Annotated in this window: 18 protein-coding genes; 7 read left to right on the plus strand and 11 right to left on the minus strand. The window is 63.2% G+C overall.

Annotated features, from left to right (window positions below; genetic code table 11):
- Window positions 1–40 precede the first annotated feature (40 nt).
- Window positions 41–550, minus strand: coding sequence for a dUTP diphosphatase (gene dut / locus AB4Z15_RS12505; protein ID WP_442006503.1), 510 nt, complete (start codon window positions 548–550; stop codon window positions 41–43).
- A gap of 79 nt (window positions 551–629) precedes the next feature.
- Here dut and AB4Z15_RS12510 point away from each other — a divergent pair, with 79 nt between their 5' ends.
- Window positions 630–1,121, plus strand: coding sequence for a DUF3093 domain-containing protein (locus AB4Z15_RS12510; RefSeq protein WP_442017535.1), 492 nt, complete (start codon window positions 630–632; stop codon window positions 1,119–1,121).
- Window positions 1,122–1,159: 38 nt separating this feature from the next.
- On the opposite strand, the gene AB4Z15_RS12515 is transcribed toward AB4Z15_RS12510, so the two are convergent.
- Entirely contained in the window at window positions 1,160–1,459 is a 300-nt protein-coding gene (locus AB4Z15_RS12515) for a DUF4193 domain-containing protein (protein WP_216923072.1), read from the minus strand.
- Between the two features lie 306 nt (window positions 1,460–1,765).
- Here AB4Z15_RS12515 and sepH point away from each other — a divergent pair, with 306 nt between their 5' ends.
- Window positions 1,766–3,157, plus strand: a complete 1,392-nt coding sequence (gene sepH, locus AB4Z15_RS12520) for a septation protein SepH (protein ID WP_442017536.1) — start codon at window positions 1,766–1,768, stop codon at window positions 3,155–3,157.
- A gap of 40 nt (window positions 3,158–3,197) precedes the next feature.
- Here the strand turns inward: sepH and AB4Z15_RS12525 are convergent, their stop codons facing one another.
- The 4 genes from AB4Z15_RS12525 to AB4Z15_RS12540 form a co-directional block, all read right to left on the minus strand.
- Window positions 3,198–3,965, minus strand: coding sequence for a thymidine kinase (locus AB4Z15_RS12525; RefSeq protein ID WP_442017537.1), 768 nt, complete (start codon window positions 3,963–3,965; stop codon window positions 3,198–3,200).
- Entirely contained in the window at window positions 3,958–5,163 is a 1,206-nt protein-coding gene (locus tag AB4Z15_RS12530) for an alkaline phosphatase family protein (protein ID WP_442017538.1), read from the minus strand. Before AB4Z15_RS12530 ends, AB4Z15_RS12525 begins: the two co-directional genes overlap by 8 nt.
- 20 nt (window positions 5,164–5,183) lie before the next feature.
- Entirely contained in the window at window positions 5,184–5,909 is a 726-nt protein-coding gene (locus AB4Z15_RS12535; protein ID WP_442006498.1) for a DUF5998 family protein, read from the minus strand.
- Window positions 5,910–5,990: 81 nt separating this feature from the next.
- Window positions 5,991–8,678 carry a bifunctional acetate--CoA ligase family protein/GNAT family N-acetyltransferase gene (locus tag AB4Z15_RS12540; RefSeq protein ID WP_442017539.1) on the minus strand — a complete coding sequence of 896 codons (2,688 nt, stop codon included), beginning with the start codon at window positions 8,676–8,678 and terminating at the stop codon, window positions 5,991–5,993.
- Between the two features lie 55 nt (window positions 8,679–8,733).
- Here AB4Z15_RS12540 and AB4Z15_RS12545 point away from each other — a divergent pair, with 55 nt between their 5' ends.
- Entirely contained in the window at window positions 8,734–11,259 is a 2,526-nt protein-coding gene (locus tag AB4Z15_RS12545; RefSeq protein WP_442017540.1) for a DNA gyrase/topoisomerase IV subunit A, read from the plus strand.
- Window positions 11,260–11,332: 73 nt separating this feature from the next.
- On the opposite strand, the gene AB4Z15_RS12550 is transcribed toward AB4Z15_RS12545, so the two are convergent.
- Window positions 11,333–11,716 (minus strand): VOC family protein, encoded by a 384-nt coding sequence (locus AB4Z15_RS12550; protein WP_442006495.1) that lies wholly within the window; start codon window positions 11,714–11,716, stop codon window positions 11,333–11,335.
- A 128-nt stretch (window positions 11,717–11,844) separates the two neighbouring features.
- Between AB4Z15_RS12550 and AB4Z15_RS12555 the strand changes: the two genes are divergently transcribed.
- Window positions 11,845–12,363 (plus strand): DinB family protein, encoded by a 519-nt coding sequence (locus AB4Z15_RS12555; protein ID WP_442006494.1) that lies wholly within the window; start codon window positions 11,845–11,847, stop codon window positions 12,361–12,363.
- 11 nt (window positions 12,364–12,374) lie between these two features.
- Here AB4Z15_RS12555 and AB4Z15_RS12560 read toward each other — a convergent pair whose 3' ends face one another.
- The 4 genes from AB4Z15_RS12560 to AB4Z15_RS12575 are packed head-to-tail and all read right to left on the minus strand — an operon-like array spanning window position 12,375 to window position 19,562.
- Entirely contained in the window at window positions 12,375–13,397 is a 1,023-nt protein-coding gene (locus tag AB4Z15_RS12560) for a GNAT family N-acetyltransferase (protein ID WP_442017541.1), read from the minus strand.
- Window positions 13,398–13,406: 9 nt separating this feature from the next.
- Window positions 13,407–16,841 (minus strand): thiol reductant ABC exporter subunit CydD, encoded by a 3,435-nt coding sequence (cydD, locus tag AB4Z15_RS12565; RefSeq protein ID WP_442017542.1) that lies wholly within the window; start codon window positions 16,839–16,841, stop codon window positions 13,407–13,409.
- Window positions 16,842–16,848: 7 nt separating this feature from the next.
- Window positions 16,849–17,925: a cytochrome d ubiquinol oxidase subunit II gene (cydB, locus tag AB4Z15_RS12570; RefSeq protein WP_442017543.1), complete on the minus strand. Its 1,077-nt coding sequence runs from the start codon at window positions 17,923–17,925 to the stop codon at window positions 16,849–16,851.
- 17 nt (window positions 17,926–17,942) lie between these two features.
- Window positions 17,943–19,562: a cytochrome ubiquinol oxidase subunit I gene (locus AB4Z15_RS12575; RefSeq protein WP_442017544.1), complete on the minus strand. Its 1,620-nt coding sequence runs from the start codon at window positions 19,560–19,562 to the stop codon at window positions 17,943–17,945.
- Between the two features lie 278 nt (window positions 19,563–19,840).
- On the opposite strand from AB4Z15_RS12575, the gene AB4Z15_RS12580 reads away from it, so the two are divergent.
- From AB4Z15_RS12580 to AB4Z15_RS12590, 3 genes are read left to right on the plus strand one after another with little or no spacing between them, the layout of a single operon-like run.
- Complete coding sequence (locus AB4Z15_RS12580) at window positions 19,841–20,227, plus strand: BlaI/MecI/CopY family transcriptional regulator (protein WP_189016115.1); 387 nt, start codon at window positions 19,841–19,843, stop codon at window positions 20,225–20,227.
- Between the two features lie 5 nt (window positions 20,228–20,232).
- Window positions 20,233–21,279, plus strand: a complete 1,047-nt coding sequence (locus AB4Z15_RS12585) for a M56 family metallopeptidase (protein ID WP_442017545.1) — start codon at window positions 20,233–20,235, stop codon at window positions 21,277–21,279.
- 56 nt (window positions 21,280–21,335) lie between these two features.
- The gene (locus tag AB4Z15_RS12590) at window positions 21,336–22,583 is read left to right on the plus strand and encodes an MFS transporter (RefSeq protein ID WP_442017546.1); all 1,248 of its coding nucleotides are present in this window, start codon (window positions 21,336–21,338) and stop codon (window positions 22,581–22,583) included.
- Window position 22,584 lies beyond the last annotated feature (1 nt).

Genomic DNA, 22,584 nt, shown 5'->3' on the forward strand with positions numbered 1-22,584 from the left:
TAGTGGTCTATCCCCAAGTAAACCGCAACCCCGTGGGTTATCAGGCCACCGGTGCGTTGAATCCGCCAGTGGAACCAAAGCCGCCCGTACCGCGGGCGGAGTCGGATAGATCATCAACCATCACGAAGCGCGCGTACTCGACGCGCTGAATCACCATTTGGGCAATTCTATCGCCGCGCTTGAGCTCAATGGCGTGGTTTTGGTCTGTGTTCAGCAGCGTGACGGCGATTTCGCCGCGGTAACCTGCGTCCACAGTTCCGGGTGCGTTGACAACCGTGAGGCCATGCTTGGTCGCGAGGCCGGACCGCGGGTGGATCAGTGCCACAAACCCGTCAGGGAGGGCAATTGAAACGCCCGTAGGAACCAATTTCCGCTCGCCCGGGGCAAGTTTAACGTCCTCGCGGGCCCGGAGGTCCGCGCCAGCATCGCCTGGGTGCGCATAGGACGGCGCTTCCAGTCCGGCGTCGAGCATTTTCAGCTGAACGTCCAAAGTGGGCGTGCCATACGCTGCGGTGGTGTCATTACTGAATACTGCGGTCTCGTTGCTCACAGTGGACCATTCTACGTGGGGCACATCCATGCGGGCACTCCGGGCAGATAGCCGGCCCAAGGGCCGATAAGCTGGACCCATGCCTACGTCTGACCAGTCCGCCCCCATGCCTGCCCGGAATACTCCCTCCGCCTCCGAGGTGTTGTTCACCGAGAAATTATGGCCGACCATCTGGATCTGGGTTGTCGTCGTGGGCCTGTCGAGCGCTGGAATCCTGATGTTCGCGCCCATCAGTGCCGCCGCGGGCGTCATCGCCGCCCTGGTGCTTCTGGCCGTCATGACCACCCTGCTGGTGGTTACAACACCTACCATCACCGTTACGCGGGACAGCCTTCGGGTGGGACGCGCCACTATCGACCGCAAATTCGTCGGCACCGCCGAGGCCTTCAAAAAAGACGAGGCCACCGCCGAACGTGGAACCCGCCTCAACGGCCTTGCCTACATGTGCTTCCGCGGGTGGGTCGATGCCGTGGTGAAAATCGACATCACCGATCCCGCCGATCGAACGCCTTACTGGCTGGTCTCTTCGCGCCACCCGGACGAACTCGTCGCTGCCCTGGGCGCGCGGTAGCCGCTCCCCTTAGGTAGCTCCTGAAGTCGCCGGTACTGCTAGCTCTCGCATTCCGTGCAGTACAGGTGCCCGTCCCTCTCAGTGGCAATCTGGGAGCGGTGCTTCACAAGGAAGCAGTTGTAGCATGTGAATTCGTCAGGCTGTGGTGGCATGACTTGAATCAGGAGCTCTTCGCCGGAGAGGTCTGCTCCCGGGAGCTCGAAGCCATCGGCAAGATCGGTCTCATCGACATCCACCGCGGAGGATTGCTTCCCCGACTGGCGCGTCTTGAGTTCCTCAATCGAGTCCTCGCTGACGTCTTCCTCGGTCTTTCGAGGGGCATCGTAATCCGTGGCCATGGTCCTTCTTCATCCTGTCGTACTTGCTCCGGGTAGGATTCCGGCCTGGCGGATTTCGTGCCCGCCGCCGGTCTAAGGGTGTAACGCCGGACGCCCCGGATTTGTGCCCGATATCGGCCAGATTGTCCTCCCCTGCCCAGCGATTGTCCAGAGGCGGCAAATTGGGCTCGGATGGCTGGGAAGGATCCACCCTGTAATCTGACTCTTTCGCCGGAATATCACGGCACGCCCTTTGTCCTAGTAGGAAAAGGGCAACGGGGGTGGCAGAGTTTCGAATGTCAGTTATGCCATGTGGTGGAGGGTGTTATGCAGGATCTACGGCTGGTAGGCGTCCACGACGACGGCGGGCATCTGCTCCTGAGCGGACCCGGCGGTGCGATGTTCCAGCTTCCGATCGACGAGGCACTTCGTGCCGCGACGAGCCGGACACCCGCCCAGGTCGCTGCGCGGGCGTCAAACACCCCGATTGCCATGTCCCCCAGGGATATCCAGTCCAGAATCCGCAGTGGAGCCACGGCGGCCGAAGTGGCGGAGTTGTCCGGGCTGCCCCTTGCCAACGTGCAACGTTACGAGGGCCCTGTCCTTGCCGAGCGTGAGTACGTTGCGCAGCAGGCCAGAAACATTGAAGTAGCTTCCCCGGCCCCTGGCCATGACATCTACCGCTCTGCCTTTGGCGACAACCCAGCGACGCTCGGCGAAATGGTGGCCCACCGCCTGTCGGCGCACGGCATCGATTCTTCAACGGTTGAATGGGACTCCTGGCGCCGTTCCGATGGTTCCTGGACCGTCGTCGCCCGCTTTGATGCAGTTCCCGGTACGCACGGAAGCATCGGCGAGGAGCCACCGGCGATGTGGACGTTCAGTCCGCAGCGGAAATCCCTGCAGAACGCCAACCGCTGGGCTCAGCAGCTCAGTGAACTGGAGCCCTTGGACGGACCCGTTCCTGCACGCCGGCTTGCCGCCGTCTCGGATCGTCCTTTCGACTTCGAGACCGACGCCGAAACCGCGGCACGCGCGTCTGCGAAGGAATCCGACAGCCTCTTGGAAATGCTCCGCTCACGCCGTGGGCAGCGCCTGGGCGTGGACGAAGACGGCGATGACGCCTTGGCCGTCCTGCTCAGCAACGTTCCGGCCGCCCACCCGCGTTCTGGCGGGGAAGATCAGCAGCCGGCCGAGGAACCCGCCGGGGATCACCCAGAACCGCAAGCTTCCCCTGCGGCTGAGCCAACGCGGAAGGATGGACGTCCGTCCATGCTGTCCCGGCTGAGCCTGGCGCCCCGGAACCATGACACGGACGACGACGACTCGCTGAAACTCCATGACGGCGTCAGCACGGAGACGCGCGAAATCACCGTTGTGGCAAGCCCATTGCGGCCCGTTACTTCCTTAACCGAGCGCAAGCCGGGGGCGGCCAGCGCTCCTGAGCCCAAAGATGCGGATCGAATCGATTCCGCGACCAACCAGATGCAACGGGCAGGGCTGGACGAACTGCTTGGCGGAGCCACATCCCCGCAAACACAGACTGATCGTGCTGCCTCCCGTACAGAGACAGCCGCACAGGACACGGCATCCCTCGAGGCCGGGGACCGGAACACGCACAAGGATGCTGAGGCGCCCGTAGAGCGCCAGCCCTCGCGTCCAAAACGGTCCAGCATCCCCAGCTGGGACGAGATCGTCTTCGGCGCCCGCGGCGACTAACCTCTGGCGTGGCGACTAACCTCTGGCGCGGCGACCAGCCCTAGCTACGCGTCAAGCCGGAGCCACTGCCGGAACCGGCTCCCGGCCATAGGCAGGCATCGACGTCGAACGGAAGAGTCGGGTCTCCCCCAGCCATGAGGTTGGCGCCGTGGGCTGTCACGCGGCGCATGTAATGGCGTCGGCACAAGGTCTCGTAGCCCACCACCACGGGTTCATGGCCGCCAGCTTCCCCTGGGGTAATTTGATCGTTCACGCCCGGGGCGTCGCCGGCTGTCTGGGGTGCGACATCGCCGACCATGACCTGGTCCCCTTCCACCACCATGATGCCGTCCACCGTTCGGGCATTTTGAGTTGCGCGACGCCCGCACCAGCACAGTGCCTCGACCTGGAGCACCTGTACTTTGTCGGCGAGTTCGATCAGACGTTGGGAGCCGGGAAACAGGGTGGTTCGAAAGTCCGAGGTGATCCCGAACGCGAAGACGTCCACGTCCATCTCATCCACCAGGCGTGCCAACTGCTCCACCTGGGCGGCGGAGTAGAACTGGGCTTCATCGCAGATCAGGTAATCCACGCGGAGCCCACTGGTCCGGCGTACAACTACTTCATCCCAGAAGTCCGTGTCCGCATGGACTTCAACGGCGTCTGTCTTCAGGCCCAACCTGCTGGAAATCGTCGAATCACCTGCGCGGTCGTTGCAGCTGAACCGTACCCCGCCCCTGCCCCGAGCACGGTGGTTGTAGTCCATTTGCAAAGCCAGTGTGGACTTGCCGCAGTCCATGGTGCCGGAGAAGAAGACGAGTTCAGCCACGTTTGCCCTTTTTACCGGCTGCCGGGAAGCAAAGGAACGGCACTTCGCGTTCCGCCTTCGTCAGGGAACCATGTTGGCCGACTACTTCCAACGATGCCGGACGGACCCTGCGGGTGTCGTAAAGGGCAAGGGTATCCCTGGCGGCGATCATGACGTCGCCAATGCGCGGCGCCACGTCCGGCTGGACGTCGCCGAACAGCCCTGCGCCTATCGCCTGTTCACGGGTGAAAGCCCAGATGCGTTCGCCAAACCTTGCCCGCCAGGCGGAGATGAGCAACTCGCGGTGCGTGTCCGGGAGGCCGGGCTCAAGGTAAAGATGAACCATGCGGGGTTCCCCTGCAGTGTGGCGGACCCCGGCGACGAGTGAAGCATCAGCTGAGTAGTCAATGCGCTGGGACTCGGGAACGTCCAACATTCCGTGATCCCCGGTCAGCACGATCGTGGTTCCCGGCGGCAGGGTCGCGGACAATCTCTTGACAGTGGAGTCGAGCTCTTCAAGTTGGTGTTCCCAGCGGTCGGACTGGCAGCCGTAGCGGTGACCTGCTTTGTCCAATTCGTTGACGTAGAAGTACATCAGGGAACGGCCACCGCCGGCCATTGCCTCTGCTGCGGCGGCTGTGCGCGCATGCAGGCTCGTGCCGCCCACGAAACGGCTGCCACGCAAGGCAGCCTGGGTCATCGGGGAATTCCCGAACTGCGGGAGGCTCACAGTAACGACGTCGGCTTCGGCCCCTATGCGTTCGAAGACGGTAGCGTGCGGCTGCCAAAGCGCAGGGTCCACATGGGCGTCCCAGTTGCCCAGCAGGTTCACTACTTTGTCCTGGGAAGGATCCAGGACGTCATAGCCCACCATGCCGTGCTGCCCGGCGGGAAGCCCTGTTCCCAGGCTGGCCAGGGAAGCTGCCGTGGTGCTGGGAAAAGCGGAATCAATCCAGTTGGGGACATTGCCCTGTCCGCTGGACAGGAGGGAACGCAGGAACGGTGTGTGCGAAGCCTTTTGCTTGAGCAGGCTGCGGCCCAGGCCATCGGCGAGGACCACACAGACACGCGGCGCAGCAGGCAGGTGAAGCTGGTTGGCAAATCCGGGGATGCCCATGCTGGCGGCAGCACTGGTAAAAACTTCGGCGATCGACCTGCTCCCAAAAAGCGGGGGCGAAGGGAGGTCCGGGGCCGGCGCCGTACCGGATGTCGGCTGCATGTGCTCCTGTGCAGTCACCCTCAACGCTGGTGTCCGCGGCTCAAGCGGTTGCTGAAGACCCCCGAACGTGGCCGCGGCGCGGGGATGCCTGTGTGCGGGATGGGTGTGGGATTTGCCGTGTTCACGGCACGAAGGGCGCGTGCGAAGACCTTCGCATCCTGGACTGCCTGGAGGCCGTCCGCTTCGGCACTGATGCGCAGGACGATATCCTCTTGGGCGATGGTTCCGCTGTAGCCGTGGTCCGCTTCGCACTGCGGGTCACCGCAACTTGCTGGGCCCATGTCCAGGCGCTGCCCACCGGACCAGGCGATGGAGACTGTCATTTCCCGCACGGGATCCGAGGGCTTGTAGTCCTGCGGCTGGGCGTACATGTAGCTAAGGACCACCGAACGGATCTGTGCAACCGGCACGGACTCCGTGGAAATCTGGGCGACGATTTGTTCCCCGGCTTCATCCAGCTGCTGATCGTCAACGTGGGTGATCACCAGCATGTCTTCCGTGAGCACCAGCACTGTGATGTGGCGGCGAACCTCGGCGCGATCAAAGTGTGTTTCAAGGTGCACGAGGTGTGACAGGCAATCGCGGCCATCCAAGGCGTCATCCACGACGTCGGCCACCAGCCGGGGGTAGAAACCAGCCTGTTGCAGCGCTTGGTCCAGGCTCTGTCCCTGCAAGCTGTGGTTATGGGCGCTGTGGAGCCCGGCATTGGACGGACGGGACTGAGGCGTCGGAGACTGGGTGCTCATTCCCCCATTTTCACAGATCCACTGGGGACTTCCTAACTGTCGGCCTCGCCCCTGGACCGGTCACTGGCCTACAGGGAGCCGTTAACCACGCATTGCCCTGCGAGCGCTGTCGGTGCGCCGGGCCGCGTTACCTATCCACACATCCGCACCCAGAATCGTTGCACCGGCGGGGCCCGCGAGCACAGGGTTGAATTCCACCAGGGCAATTCCGGGGTGGTCATCCTTGAGTTTGGCCAACCTCGCGGCGATGTCCTCAAGGGCAGGCACGTCCACGGCGGGGAGGCCTTGGTAGCCGAACAGTTTCCTGGAAGCGCGTGGCGAGCGGATGAGGTCGTGCAGGTCTGCTGCGGACAATGGTGGGACCCTGTGTGCCCAATCGTCCAGCAGATTTACTGCGTCCCCTGCCAAGCCGAAAGATACCACTGGACCCAGCAGGGGATCCTCCATGGCCCGGAAGGTGCATGCTTGGCCTACCGGGGCCATTGCCTGAACTTCAAGCGATGGCGAACCGTAAGGTTCCAGCGCCCGCTTCATTTGGGCGATGTTCTGCAGCAAGGACTCTGCATCCTGAATGTCCAGCCGGACGCCGCCCAGGTCCAGTCGGTGCCTTAGGGCGGGATCAGTGGTCTTCAGAACCACCGGCCAGCCCACGCGTTCGGCTGCTTCAACGGCTTCCTCAGGTGTGCCGAATCCGATTGTTGGCACCACGACGATACCGTAGCCGGCCAGTAACTCTGCGGCAGCACCGGCGTCGAGCTTGTGGAGTTTTTCGCCTGTCACACCGGTCAGCATCCTTGCCAGGGATTCCTTGGTCCCTTCGATGTCGCAGCCAGCGGGTTCGACGAAAAGTCCTTGGTCGCGGTCCAGCCATTGGGCGTAGCGAACGATCGCGGCCAGGGCGCCTACGGCGGCACCTGCATTGGAATAGCAGGGCAGTAAAGGACCATCAGAGCTGCCTACCATTCCTTCCACGGGGATGGAGGGGTCCAGGATGCCTGTGAACACCGCCACCGCAGGTTTGCCGGCCTCGGCCGCGCACTCGGCCAGGACACCAGCCAGCGCTTCTACGGTGAGTCCGCGTGCAGGCAGGAGTGCGGCCACGATGGCGTTGACAGATTCGTTTGCGAGGCTTGCCCGCAGGCTCTCCCGGAGCGCTGGAAGGGCGAGTGACATGCCGGCGTCGAGGTCGACGTCCGTTACCATCCGGTTCACATCAAGCCCGAGGGGTCCCGCACTGTCAGCGACGACTTTCGCCAGGGCGACGGAATTGGAGTAGACCGCCACGCCGGGGCCGGTGGGCAACGCCTGGGAGGAGACAATCTGGGCGATGTCCATCAATTGCTCAATGGTTCCCACCCTGATGACGCCTGCCTGCCGCATCATTGCATCCACTGCGGCGGCGGGTGCTTGCGTGGTCCGGACTTCATGTCCGGGCGGCAGGCGGAGGCCCGTGACATCGGACTTTGCGACGATCACCGGTTTGCTCCGGGACAACCGGCGGGCAAGCCGGGAGAACTTGCGGGGATTCCCGATTGACTCAAGGTAGAGCCCTACAGCGGAAGTATCGGGGTCGTCCTCCCAGTACTGCATTGCGTCGTTACCCGAGACGTCCGCGCGGTTCCCGGCGGAGAGAAAGGTGGACAGGCCCAACCTGCGTCGTCGGGCCGCGGCGTAGACGGCTACGCCTACGGCGGCTGACTGGCTGAAGAGGCCCAGACCCCCGCGGGGCGGCATGCTCGGAGCCATGGAGGCGTTGAGGGACACAGCTGGATGAGTGTTCAGTATCCCCAGCGACTCGGGGCCAATCACCCGCATTCCGTTGGCCCGGGCGCGTCGCACCAACTCATGCTGGCGTGCAAGGCCCCTCTCGCCGTCGTCGGCAAATCCGGCGGTTGCCACCACGATGCCCTTGACGCCCGCTGCTGCGCAGTCGTCCACTACTTTGGGCACTTCCTCGTAAGGCACGGCGACGATCGCCAGCTGCACGGGCCCGGGGATCTCCGATAAGCGTGCAAAGGAGATCATTCCGGCGAGCTCGAAGGCTTCGGGGTTGACCGCATAAACCGGGCCCTCAAATCCACCTTCAATGATGTGTTCCAGGAGTTGGTAGCCTACGGTCCCCCACTTGCGGCTGGCACCAATGACAGCCACCGACGACGGCGCCAGGAGGTCGCGCACGCTGCGGGCCTCTGCGCGGTGCTCGCGGGATTCCATGACGGCCCGCGATTTCTCGGTGGGGTCGATATTGAACTCGACGCTCACCACGCCGTCGTCAAACCCGCGCTTGAGGTCATAGCCGGCATCAGCGAAGACCATGAGCATCTTGCGGTTCTCGGGCAGGACCTCGGCAATGAACCGACGAATACCGTTCTCCCGGGCGGCCGCCGCGAGATGCTCCAGGAGGATCGAGCCAATGCCGCGGCCTTGATGGGCGTCTGAAATGTTGAAGGCCACCTCGGCTTCGTCGGGATCCTCCAGACGGTCGTAGCGGCCCACGCCCATGATCTCGCCACCGATCGTGATGACGAATGCCACCCGGTTCACATGGTCCACTTCAGTGAAGCGCCGCACTTCTTTTCCGGACAGTTTGGGCTTGAAGGAGAAAAACCGCATGTAGATGGAAGTCTGCGATTGCCCGGCATGGAAGGCCTGCAGGGCGTCTGCGTCCTGGGGGCGGATGGGACGGATGTGGGCTGTCCCGCCGTCGCGCAGGACGACATCGGCCTCCCAATATTCCGGATAAATGCCGACGCCGGGCTGATCCACCATAGGCTTAGCCTAGCTAAAACATCCGCAGTACAACTTTCAAGGATCCACCGACCCCATGGCCCGCAGCCAAACTCCCGCACGCAAAGGCGAGCCTCTCGGCGATTTCACCGAGAACATCGTCGACATCGACGTCACTTCCGAGATGGAGGGCTCCTTCCTGGAGTACGCCTACTCGGTGATCTATTCGCGCGCCCTTCCTGACGCACGTGATGGCCTGAAACCGGTTCAACGCCGCATCCTCTACATGATGGCGGACATGGGTTTGCGCCCGGACCGGGGCCACGTCAAGAGCGCCCGCGTCGTGGGCGAAGTCATGGGAAAGCTCCACCCGCATGGCGATGCCGCGATCTATGACGCCATGGTCCGCATGGCCCAGGACTTTTCCCTGCGCCTGCCGCTGATCGATGGCCACGGAAACTTTGGATCGCTCGACGACGGTCCCGCCGCTCCGCGTTACACGGAGGCGCGCCTGGCGGCGGCTGCCCTGACCATGACGGACCACCTCGACGAAGACGTCGTGGATTTCGTCCCCAACTACGACAACCAGTTGACCCAACCGGACGTCCTCCCGGCAGCGTTTCCCAACCTGTTGGTTAACGGAACTACAGGCATTGCCGTCGGCATGGCAACCAACATGGCTCCGCACAACCTTGTTGAGGTCATTGCGGCCGCACGTCATTTGATCGCTAATCCGGATGCGACGCTGGGCGACATCATGAAGTACGTCCCGGGTCCGGACCTTCCCACCGGTGGCCGCATCGTGGGCCTGGACGGTATCCGCGATGCCTATGCCACGGGCCGCGGTTCCTTCAAGACGCGCGCCAAGGTGGAAGTGGAGCAGTTGTCTGCCCGCCGTACCGGCCTGGTGGTGACCGAGCTGCCTTACATGGTTGGCCCGGAAAAGGTCATCGAAAAGATCAAGGACGCCGTCAACGCCAAGAAGTTGACCGGCATCAGCGATGTCGTGGACCTTACGGACCGCAACCATGGCCTGCGCCTGGTCATCGAGCTGAAGAACGGCTTCAACCCCAACGCCGTGCTTCAGCAGCTGTATCGCTATTCGCCCATGGAAGATTCCTTCGGCATCAACAACGTCACGTTGGTTGATGGCCAGCCGCAGACCCTTGGCCTGCTGGAGCTCCTGCAGGTTTACGTGGACCACCGTCTGAACGTGGTCCGGCGTCGGACGGCTTTCCGGTTGGGCAAGAAGAAGGACCGCCTGCACTTGGTGGAGGGCCTGCTGATCGCGATCGTCGATATCGACGAAGTCATCCAGATCATTCGCTCCTCTGATGAAGCTTCCGCAGCCCGCGAACGGCTGATGTCCATCTACGACCTCACCGAGATCCAGGCCAACTACATCCTGGAACTGCGCCTACGGCAGCTGACCAAGTACTCCCGCCTTGAATTGGAGAAGGAACAGGACGAGCTGCGCCGCGAGATCGAAGCGCTGGAGGCTATCCTTGCCTCCGACGAGCTGCTCCGTGACCTGGTTTCCGGTGAGCTGGCCGAAATCGCCACGAAGTACGGTACGCCCCGACGCACCGTACTCCTGGAGTCCGAGGCAGTTTCGCCCACGGTCGCCGCGGCCCTTGCGGCGGCGGTACCGGGGCCCAAGGGCAAGGCCGCAGCGCTCCCCCTCGAAATCCCGGACGACCCCTGCTGGGCCCTCCTCAGCGTGTCCGGACAGATCGCACGGACAACCAATCAGGAACCGCTGGCCGAGGCTGGTCCGCGGGCGAAGCACGACGTCTTCCGTTCGGTGGTGAAGACCACGGCACGTGGCGAGATTGGCGCCGTCACTTCCCTGGGCCGTATGTTGCGCCTACAGGTCATGGACATGCCAGCCCTGCCCCCTGTCGGAGGCCTTCCAAATCTGGCCGGTGGAGTGCCGGCCAAGGATTTCATCACTCTCCTCAAGGGCGAGACACTGGTTGCGTTCGTTCCGTTGGACGCCATCCTTGCGATTGGAACCGTGCAGGGCGTGGTTAAGCGTGTTCAGCCGGAGTACCCGCTGAACCGTGAGGACTGGGAAATCATTTCGCTCAAGGACAAGGACACCGTTCTTGCCGTTGAACCCGCCCAGGAGGACGACGTCGAACTCGTCTTCGTCACCAAGCAAGCCCAATTGCTACGGTTCAGTGCGTCAAACGTGCGTCCGCAAGGCCGGACCGCTGGTGGCATGGCCGGCATCAAACTCGCTGACGGCGACGAAGTCATCCACTTTGGCACCGTGCGCGCGGACGATCCCGCCGCCGTCGTTGTCACTATTGCCGGAACCAATGGCGCTCTGCCGGGCACTGCCCCGGGGACCGCGAAGGTGACTGCCTTCGACGAATACCCGTCCAAGGGGCGGGCCACCGCAGGCGTCCGCGTACACCGCTTCCTCAAGGGCGAAGACACGCTGCTCTTGGCGTGGGCCGGACACGGACCAGCGAAGGCGTCATCGGCCGCCGGAGTGGCCCGCGCACTTCCCCACGAGCACGGCCGCAGGGACGGGTCAGGTGTGCCGCTGTCACAGCCAGTCGAAGCGATCGGTCCGAGCATGGCCTGGAACGCAATGGCTGTGTCCACCGAGTAGGCCAACAGCCAGCAATGGCAAAGGGAACAACAGCAGGGCCGGTGGTTTAAGACCACCGGCCCTGCTTGCTGCGTCAGGCGTTTTGGTTGAGGCTCAGTATGTTTCCCTCGGAGTCCAGGAACCAAGCCGCTGCCGTTCCGTCCGGCATCGTTGCAATGCCGTTTTCAGTCTTCAGGCCCGGGAAATCGTAGTCTTCGAACACAACACCCTTCTCGCGGAGTTCCGATACGGTGGCAGCGAGGTCACTGACCATCCAACCGATCTGGGTGTTCTTGGCCGTACCTGCATTGGATGTTTGGTAAATGAAGAATCCGGTCCCGTCCCCGCACCTGTACTGGAGGTTGTCGTCGGCGTCTGGATTTTCTGGTTCGAGTCCGAGTTTCTCGCTGTAATAAGCGCGGGCCCGGGCAATATCCGATGCCGGAAGAACGGCACCCACTTGCTGATCCTTGAGCATGTTTTTCTCTTTCCGACTCTCTCCCCGGAGCGAACTTTACTCCTGGGCGGCAACGAAGTCAGGGGCAAACAGCTTCGGATTTTACGCCTTGCCTGAGATTGCCGGTGGTGACCCTTTAGACTGGCGGCATGCCGATCATCCCTGACGCAAAAGACTGGACATGGGTGCTTTCAAAGCCCTGCCCCGAGTGCGGCTTTGACGCCTCCACCGTGACGCCGTCCACGGTCCCGGGCACCGTGCTGAATATGCTTCCGAGGTGGCGCGCCGTTCTGCGCCGCGAGGACGTCGCCGTACGCCCGAATGATCACACATGGTCTCCTCTGGAATATGCCTGCCACGTGCGCGATGTCTTCAGCCTCTTCGATAAGAGGCTGAACCTGATGCTGAGTGATGACAACGCCGAATTTGCCAACTGGGACCAGGACCAAGCGGCCATCGACGGCGAATATGGACGCTCGGATCCCCGCGTTGTCTCTGACGAGCTGATCGCGGAAGGGGAGCAAATCGCCGAGTCCTTCGCACGGGTGGTGCAGGATGAATGGCAGCGTACAGGGCGGCGAAGCAACGGTTCCGAGTTCACGGTGCTGACGTTCTCGCAATACTTCCTGCACGACGTTGTCCATCACCTCCACGACGTTGACGGCTAAGGCCGCTGGATTTATAGCGTCTTCTCCCACGTCATGCTCCGGTTCACCGGGCTGTATCCCATGCCAAGGTAGAGTGCCAGGGCCCCGGTGGGATTGGCAGAATCGACGTCCAGCGATGCAATGTCCATCCCGGCGGCCGTGAATCGCCGCAGGGCGTCGGCCAGCAGTGCTTGCGCTATTCCCCGGCCACGGAACGCACGCCGGACACCAAGCAGTTCGGTATAGCCCTCCTTGAAACCCCGGGCAACCGCTGAAGCGGGATCGTAGCTGGCCAGTTGGTACCCAGCTACCTCGCCTGTGGAAGCATCAATTACCACAGCGCTCCAATCGTGCCGCGCCGTGGGTTCCTCGATGGTGAATCGCCAGGTTTCTTCGTCGCGTGGCTCGCTTCCCCAGTGGTCCCTGAAAGCATCGTTATGGGCCAGACGAACGGCCTCGTGCAGGGATGCGTCAAACGTGCAAAGTTCCAATCCCGATTCGAGCCGTGCTGCTGGAGCAGGCTTGGCAGCAGGCCCGGACAACGGCCGATGCATTTCATTGAACCAGCGCACAACGTCATAGCCCCGGGACCGGAACAACGCTTCCTGGTGCTGGTGTTGTTCTTCAGTTCGGATGCGGAGGCGGGGTGGGGCACTGCTGTGCCCCGCAGCCTTGTCCGTGTGGAACCTTCTCCGGGTCTGTGCTTCCTGCCACGCGAGGACTGCTGAACCGATGCCCCTGCGTTGCCAGCCCGGGTCCACGCATCCCATGCCTGTGGCCTTGTCCCCCTCGGGGTTCTTGGTGATGCGTCCGTACGCGCGGGCAACCCCATCCCGGTCCAATCCCAGCAGCGTGTTGGTCCTGGGATCATTCTTGGTGGACTCCAGGACGTGGACAAGGTCGGCACGCTTTTCGAACCAGGCGGGATGCTCGACGGCGGCAGTCCGGGCGATCAATTCCGCCCAGTTGTCGAGGTCTGCAGTTGTGGCGGGCCGCCATTGCAGACCTGTTCGGCCGGCATCGGGCTGCATCAGGGGTGGAACCTCAGAAGACATGCCAACAGGCTACTGGGGAGTAGGAACTCTCACCAGCTCAGCCGCGCTGGGGAGCTCAAGCCTGGCGTCTGCAGGATCGATGTCATCAGGGTTATGGGTCACCAAGACTACTGTGACGTCCCGCAAACCCCGGCGAAGGGTGGCCATCATTTCGCGGGCGGCTTCAGCATCAAGGTGCGCCGTAGGCTCATCCAGCAACAGCACGCTCGCGCCCGTCAGAAGTGTCCTGGCCATGGCAAGACGCTGCCGCTCGCCACCGCTGAGGAAGGCCCCGGCTGATCCAATGCGTGTGTCAAGCCCCTCCGGCAAGGTCCCTACCAATACGTCGAGACCCACATCCTGCAAGGCCTTGGCCATTTCTTGTTCATTGGGCTTGTTCCCCGGGGGCCTCGCCAGAAGGAGATTACCCCGGATGGTGGAGTCGAAGAGGTGGGCTTCCTGCGGGCACCACGCCGCTGTCCCCGTGAGCAGTGCCCTTCCTTCCTTCACAGGAAGGAAGCCAAGGAGGACTGAAAGCAGCGTCGATTTGCCGGCTCCCGACGGGCCGGTGACTGCCAGCCATCGGCCCGGCCCGGCCTCGGCGGTAACTCCGGAGATCACCGACGGGCCACCTGGCCAGGCAGCGGCAACTCCATCCAACTTTAGCCCCGCCTTGCCGTCGCGGTCAGGCAAAGGGTGCGTACCGGCGTCGTGTTCTGCGTTGTCCGCGTCGACGGGGGCGGACAACGCCCCGGTGACTGCCACGCGACCCAGGACGTCTGCGAGCGCTGGGCCCTGGCGGACGGCGGAAACCGTTGCCGCAAAAGGTTCCACGAGGGCCAGTTGCATGAGCACAATCACGGCCACAAGGGCAGGCGCGGCGGAACCATCGTGCACCGATTCGGCGCCCAGGAGTGCCGCCCACAGGGCGGCGAGCGAGCAGGCGAGGACGGTGACAGCTTGGCCGAGACCTTCGGCCCAGGCAGAACGCTGCGCCGAAACGGTAGCCGCACGATCTTTGTCGCTGAGTGCGGTCAGGATGCTTCCGGCCACACCGTTGGCGGTTAGTTCGGCGCGGGCATCGAGGGCGGCCGCAACATCGCGGAGCACCACCGAGCGCAGCTGTTGTTCTGCCTTGGCGGCGTTCCGGTCAGCAAGTACGGCAACAAGCGGCGCAACAATGAGTCCCATTACGGTGGCAGAGGCAACGGCGGGCACGGCAACGGGCAACACCATGGCCGTTGCCGCGATGGCCGCACCGCCAACACCCACGGCAGTCAACGGAGGCAGGGCGACCCTCGGTAGAAGGTCCCTGAGTGTGTCAACGTCGTCCACGATCGAGCCCAGGACGTTACCGCCTTGCAAAAGCCTGCGAAGTGAGAGTGCACGGCGGCTCAGGGTGGCCCAGAGCGCCCCGCGCAGGCGTGTCATCGCAGCAAAGACGGCGTCGTGGGTCAGGAGCCGCTCACAGTAGCGAAGGACGGCCCTGCCGATGCCGAAGAAACGCACGCCGACGATCGCGCCCAGGAGGTAGAGAATGGGTGGTTGCTCGCTGGCCCGGATGATGAGCCACCCTGACAGGCCGGACAGGGCGACTGCGAAAAGCGCGGCCAGGACCCCCACCACGCCTGCTGCCGCGAACTTGGCCTGAACCGGCCGGAGGACCAGCGCGAGCCGTTTCACGTTGGGGAGCCATCCCTGGTTGAGGGCTGTGTGAAGGTTTCCGTCCTCTGCGTGCTCAGTTTGACTCGTACCGGCAGCTGTCCGGGTGGACTGCTGCAGATCGGTTGATACGAGGGCCGCGGTAGATGCAGCCCTTCGTTCCGGCAGGTCGATATGCCGGTTCGCTGCCGTCAAGTGCTCTACCCGGACTACATGGTCGGCGAGCGCACGGGTGGCGGAATCGTGTGCGATCAGGATGACGGTGGCAGAGCCGCGAAGGGACGTGATGGCAGAGCGGACCACGCTGGCTGAGTAGTGGTCCAAATGTGCGGTGGGCTCGTCCAGAAGCAGCACGGTAGCGCCGGACTCCAGCCGCGCCAGGCCCCGGGCAAGCGCAACGCGTCGCAACTCCCCCGGGCTGAGTTCGGCTGGATGCTTGGCCGCAAGGTGATCAGCAGAGACCCTTCGCAGGATGCTCGCGACAGCCTGCGCGGTATCTGCTGAGTGCTGCCCGCCAAGGTACAGCTCGATCTCCTCCTGCACGGTGTCGGCCACCATCACGGGGTGTTGCGGTACCCAGGCGACGGTACCCGGTGCCACACCAGTCACGGTGCCGGTCACGGATGCGCCCGGACCCGGGCCGATCAGGCCGGCCAGGACACCCAGCACAGTGCTTTTTCCGGCGCCGCTGTTTCCGTCCAACGCCGTAACCAGGCCTGCCGGAGCGGTAAAGTCCAAGCGCTCGACGGCGGGTGCGGGCCGTCCGGTATAGGTCACCGTGAGGCCTCTGACCATGATGTCGGCGAGCCCGGTGCGAGATGTCGGGTTGTCGGTAAGTGGCTGGTTATCAGTAAGACGCTGGTGCGTGGGTGCCTTCAACACGGTATTGGCAGTTTCCAAGGCCGCCCTGCCGTCATCGCTGGCATGGTGGGCGGTACCGAGCTCACGCAGGGGCAAGTAGCAGTCAGGAGCAAGGATCAGCGCCAAAAGCCCGGCTTCCAGGGGCATGTCTCCGGCAACCAGCCGCACGCCGATGAAGACCGCTACGACAGCGACTGAGATGGTTGCTATGAGTTCCAGGGCAAGAGCCGAGAGGAACGCCGTCCGGAGCGTGATCATGGTTCGGCTGCGGTATTGCTCGGAAATGTCTTCGAGTGCGGCGCGTTGCTCGCTGGCCCGTCCCAAACCCACCAGCACAGGCAGGCCTTTGGCAAGTTCAAGGATGTGCCCGGACAACCTGCGAAGCGTGGTTTGGGCGTCCCTGACGGCGTCTTCCGTGTGGCGGCCAATCAGGATCATGAACAGCGGCACAAGGGGAACGGTCAAGGCGATGACCACGGCGCTCACCCAGTCGGCAAACAGTATCCGGGCGCCGATGAGCAGCGGAACGGTCGCGCAGTTCACCAGGGCCGGCAGGTATTGGGTGTAGTAGTCATCCAGTGCGTCCAGCCCGCGCGTGGCCAGGATCGCGAGCCCGCCGTCGTTAGTGCCCTCAACCGCAGCTGTTCCGCCCTCGGCCACTGAGCGCTTGAGAAGCTGCGAGCGCAGCTCCTCTTTGACCCCCAGCGCGGCACGGCGCGAAGCAACGCCCTGGCCCCACACCGTAAGGGACCGTAGCACCGCTCCGACGGCCCCCCACACCAGCCCGTTGGTCCAATCGGACGGGCTTCCGGCCAAACCGGCCAGTGCACCGGCCACCGCCTGTGCCATCAGTACCAGCGAAAGTGCCTTGAGGGCTGAGAGCAGGCCTATGACGTAGAGGGCGGATCGGGTGGCCGGGCCGGAGGGGAACACGGGCTTCATGACGAGGCTAGGCTTCCGGGCTGGAAGGGCTGGTGTTTTCCTTGCCAACCAACACCTTGGCGGCGATGGCCGGAAGGAAACCGTGGGCTTCGGGAATGTGCGCTGCGCTGACACGGCGCCGGAATACCCAGTAAGTCCAGGCCTGGTAGGCAATAACCAGGGGAAGCCCCACCGCAGCCACAATGCTCATCAGGCCCAGCGTGTAGTTGGAGGAAGAAGCATTGGAAATAGTCAGGCTGAACGCGGGATCTACGGTTGAGGGGATGACCACTGGGAACGCGGCCCCGAAGATCGACGCCGTGGCACAGACGACGAAAGCTCCGATAGCCCCGAACGCCCGGCCCTCGGACCCATTGCGGGCCCACTGCCAGGCCAAAACCACGGACACGACTCCAGCCACCATGATGGCCCAGGTCCAGGCCTTGCCGTTCAGGAACTGCACCGCAACCATCCAGGCGAGCATCGGCAAGACAGCAAACGGCACCAGCCGCACAAACCAGCGGCGGGCGCGCAGCCGCACCTCGCCATCGGTCTTCAACGCCAGGAAGGCCAAGGCGTGAACCAGGGCGAAGGCGACCACACCGAAGCCGCCCAGGAGGGCGTAACCGCTGAACCAGGCAAACGGTCCACCGGTGCGGTCCCCGTTGGCGTTGAGCGGCAAGCCCGTGGTGGTAAGTGCCAGGGCTGCGCCGATACCGAAGGCGGCCACAAAGGATCCAACGGCGATTGCCCAGTCCCAGGTGGTGCGCCAGCGTTCAGTGTCCACCTTGCCCCGGTATTCGAAGGCCACCGCCCGGAAGATCAACGCCACCAAGACGCACAGGAGCGGAAGATAGAGCGCCGAGAACAAGGAGGCGTACCAGAGGGGGAAAGCTGCGAAGGTAGCTCCGGCTGCAGTGAGAAGCCAAACCTCGTTGCCGTCCCAGACGGGGCCGATGGTATTGAGCAGCACGCGCCTGTCCGTGTTGTTCCGCGCAAACAGCTTCATGAGCATGCCTACCCCGAGATCGAAGCCCTCAAGGAAGAGATAGCCGGTCCATAGTACTGCGATGGCCACGAACCAGATGGTTGGCAACAGTTCCATTGTCTATTCCTCTGTTTCTAGTAGGCGAACGCCAGGACGTCGTCGGCTTTGTCGGGGCCGGGTGCGCCGTCGTCGCCTTCCTTGTCCCTGTCACGTTCGTCATCGCTGGCGCGGTGCTTGTCCGCGGCGTGGGCAAGCTCAGGCATGGCTGAGGCGACGCCGCCACGGACGTACTTGACCAGGAGCTTGACTTCCACCACCAGCAGGACGGCGTAGATGGCGGTCAGGACAACCAGGGAGGTCATGAGCTCGCCGGCACTGACGCCGGGTGAAACGGCAGCGGCGGTGAACATGAAGACCTGGTCAATACCGTTCATGTCGGGATTTGGGGCTACGACAAAGGGTTGCCGGCCCATTTCCGTGAAGATCCAGCCGGCGGCGTTGGCCCCGAACGGTGCCAGGATTCCGAAGACGGCAAGGCGCATGAGCCATTTTGACCCAGGGACGACGCCCTTGCGGGTAACCCATAGGGCCACCAGCGCTGCCAGTGCGGCGACGCCCCCGAAGCCGATCATCATGCGGAAGCCCCAGTAGGTGACTTCCATGACGGGCACGTACTGGATTTCCTGGCCGGCCCGGTCGCCATACAGCGGATTGTCCGGCAAGTGCGTGCCGTACTTCTCCTTGTACTCCCCAAGCAGGCTGTTCACGCCCTTCACTTCGGTGGTGAAATCGCCCTTGGCGAGGAAGGAAAGGATCCCTGGCACTTCGATGACAGCCACGATGTCGTCACAGTTCTTGGCACCCAGGTTGCCGACACTCAGAACGGAAAAGCCTGTGCCATCGTGGCATGCTGCCTCCGCGGCAGCCATTTTCATGGGCTGCTGCTCGAACATGAGCTTGCCTTGCAGGTCGCCCGTGAGGGCGGTGCCGGCAAAGGAGATCATCGCCACCACGGCGCCGATCCGGAGGGAACGCATCCATACTGTGTAGTCACCCTTGTCGCGGCCCGGGATATCGGCTTCTCCGACAAGCAGCCGGCCGTCGGCACCAACCACGTCAATGCCGTCATGGCGGCGGCGCCACAGGTGGTACCAGGCGATTCCGAGCAGGAAGGCACCGGCAACACCAAGGGCACCGAAGAGAGTGTGCGGTACGGCAACCAGTGCAGTGTTATTGGTAAACACTGCCCAGGCGTCCGTCATGACAGGCCGGCCATCCACCATTTCAACGCCCACCGGGTGCTGCATCCATGAATTGGCCACGATGATGAAGTAGGCGGAGAAGACGGAACCGATCACGGCAATCCATAGGCATGCAAGGTGGACACCGCGTTTAAGTTGCTTCCAGCCAAAGATCCAGAGCCCAAGGAAGGTGGACTCGACGAAGAAGGCGAGAAGGGCTTCGAGGGCCAGGGGTGCACCAAAGACATCACCAACGAACCGGCTGTATTCGCTCCAGGCCATGCCGAACTGGAATTCCTGGACGATGCCGGTTGCCACACCCATGATGAAGTTGATGAGGAAGAGCTTGCCCCAGAACTTGGTCATGCGGAGATACTCGGGCTTTCCCGTGCGGTACCACAGGGTCTGAATGATGGCCACCACCAGGCCAAGGCCGATGGTCAGGGGCACCATCATGAAGTGGTAGACGGTGGTGATCCCGAATTGCCAGCGTGCGATTTCCAAGGCGTCCATGGCTGTCCTTTGTCCGGCGGCCCAAGTGCGGTGTAATTACTTCTACGTTGTGTAGAAAACTTTACTTCTACACAGTGTAGAACAAGTGAGGGAACCACATGCCATTCTTCAAGTGGCGTTACGCACACGCAAGGGTCAAGCGCCGTCCGCGACGCGCCGATAGTTCTACCTCACGTAGAATGAGAGGCTGAAAAGCGGTAGATTTGTGATGGAACGTTGGATCATCGCTCCCGGGTGGCGGCTTTTGCCACCGGGACGCGGAAGGTAGGGAAGTATTGATGGCGAGTCTTGGGGAACTGGAACGGGCAGTGATGGACCTGCTCTGGGCAGGCCAGGAGGCTGCAACAGCCAACACCCTGCGTGATCTTCTCGCGCAGGACTCTGAAGCCGGCGACGGCACAGCGGGACACCAGGGCAAGGACTTGGCAGTGACTACGGTCCTGACAGTGCTCTCCAGGCTGGAGAAGAAGGGCCTGGTGGAACGCGAACGCGGGACCAGGCCACACCGATACCAAGCCGTGTCGAGCCGCGCCGACCACACCGCGGAACTCATGCACGAAGTTCTTGGCTCGGCTCCTGACCGCGAAGCAGTTCTTGCCCGCTTCATTGGCTCCGTCTCCGAAAGTGAAGCCGCTACCCTGCGCAAACTGCTCGGCTACAATTAGCCAGTATGTTCTGGACCTCATACTTCCTGGCGGTCCTGGCATTGATACTGGCGTGGCCGGTACCCGTTTTGCTTTCGCGCGCACAATGGCCCGCCCGCTCCCCTTTCACCGCAATGGTGCTTTGGCAGGCAATTGCCCTCGCAGGTGGCCTGTCCATGATCGGCGCAATGCTGGTCTACGGGCTGGAACCAATCGGTGAGAACCTCATCGCTGGGCTCAGGAGCCTGGCCGGCATGGTTTTCAATAACGAGCCAACCACAGCATTGGGCTTCTGGCACCTCTTCGCCCTGTCTGCGGCCGCACTCCTAACGGCCCACCTGGTGTTCACCCTGCTCTTGACCTACTACAAAATTGAACGGCAACGCAGGCGACACCGCGAATTGCTCACGCTTCTGGCATCACCCTCGGACGACGGCCCGGGCACCGTAGTGATCAACCACGACTCCCCTGTCGCTTACTGCTTGCCCGGCGGCGCACGTTCGGTGACAGTCTTGTCCGACGGACTCATGGCCGCCCTCGAACCGGCGGAATTGCGCGCAGTGCTCATCCATGAAAACGCGCACTTGTCCCAACGTCACGACCTCCTGCTCTGGGCGTTCGCAGCCTGGCGGCAGGCACTCCCCTGGTTTCCCACCACACGGCTTGCCCAGACGGCCGTGAACTCCCTGATCGAAATGCTGGCTGACGACGTCGCACTCAGGACCGAAAGCAAGGTCACGCTGATCAAGGCCATTGCCATAGTCTCCAGCGGGTCCTCCACGCCAGGGCTGGGAGAACAGTCCGTGAGCGGCGGTGCACCGAATGGCAAGGCTCTTGCCGGCCAGGCACTCAGCCCGCGGGCGCTCAGCGGCGGGGGCGCCGTAGTCGAGGGTGGCAGCATCAGCGCCACCGGCGGGGCAGATTCACCGCGTACGACGGCGTCACGCGTGAGCCGCCTCCTCTCGCCACAGCCTCCACTCGCCAAAGGTCTTCGCGCCCTGGTGCTGGCCACCTCAGCCTTGCTGCTGGCCGTGCCCACGGGGCTCCTTATCGTCCCGGGATTGCTTGGCTAGGTAGAAGGTCAGCGCTGGCGGTGTTGTTACATGGCGGTGTTGTTACATTGAGGGGCGTGAACGACGATAAGTCGCGCTTGAGTGCCGACATCTCCCCCAGCCACCGATGGCCCCTCTATGCAGCCGGCTTCACCACCGCTTTTGGCGCCCATGCCGTAGCCGCCGGACTTGGCGCCGAAAGCGCGGACATCGGTTTGAGCCTGCTTGGCCTGGGTGTGCTGTTGGCCCTGTACGACATCGCGGAGGTCTTCCTCAAGCCGGTCTTCGGGGCCCTCAGTGACCGCATCGGGCCCAAACCCGTCATCATCGGAGGGCTTCTGGCCTTCTCCGCGGCGTCCCTCATCGGGCTGTGGGCCGATGAACCCCTCATGCTGGCCGTAGCCCGTCTGGGCCAAGGTATGGCTGCTTCGGCATTTTCACCAGCATCCTCTGCCAGTGTGGCGAGGCTGGCGGGCAAATACACGGGTCGCTACTTTGGCCGTTACGGCTCATGGAAGGGCCTTGGCTACGCGGTCGGTCCCCTGTTGGGCGCTGTCGCGATCATCGCTGGCGGTTTCAGCCTGCTCTTCCTCATCCTCTCCCTATTGGGCTTCGCAGTAGCCGTCTGGGCGGCCATTTCCGTGCCCCGCCTGGCTCCCCTGCCCCGACCCAGATACACCATCATTGATGTCTGGAAGCAAAGTACCGGGCGATCATTCCTTGGGCCTACCGTGGTGCTGGCGGCCTCGACTGGCGCCCTGGGCGCAGCGGTAGGCTTTCTCCCGGCGCTGGCGGCAAGGGAAGGCCTCGGCACCGCCGGCAGTGTCGCCGTCGTAACGGTCTTGGCCTTGGCGTCATCGCTGGTCCAGCCAAGGATCGGACGATTGCGGGATCGGGGAGTCCTCGCAGACCGGCCGGGCATGGTGGGTGGTTTGCTGGCCATAACCGTCGGCGTACTCATCGCGGGCCTTCTTCCCGAAGCACTGGCTATGAACGGTGCCCTTTCCATGTACCGCGCCGTACCGATTTACTGTGCCGCCGTTTTGATCGGACTGGGAATCGGTACCGCTACCCCATTGGCCTTCGCGCACTTGGCAGATGCGACTCCCGCTGAACGCCTGGGCCGCACGATGGGTTCGGCCGAACTTGGCCGGGAGCTTGGCGATGCTGGCGGGCCCTTGTTGGTGGGCGGGATTGCCGTAGCAGCGGGTCTCCCTTGGGGCTTGGGTGCCCTTGCTCTGGCCGTAGGGGCAGCGGCCTTTGCGGCACCAGCTTCCGCGGCCTCCGGCTCCGTCGCAAAAACAGGCCGGAAACCGCGGGTCTGAA

This window comes from Paenarthrobacter sp. 2TAF44 (assembly GCF_052114885.1).
Lineage (GTDB): Bacteria > Actinomycetota > Actinomycetes > Actinomycetales > Micrococcaceae > Arthrobacter.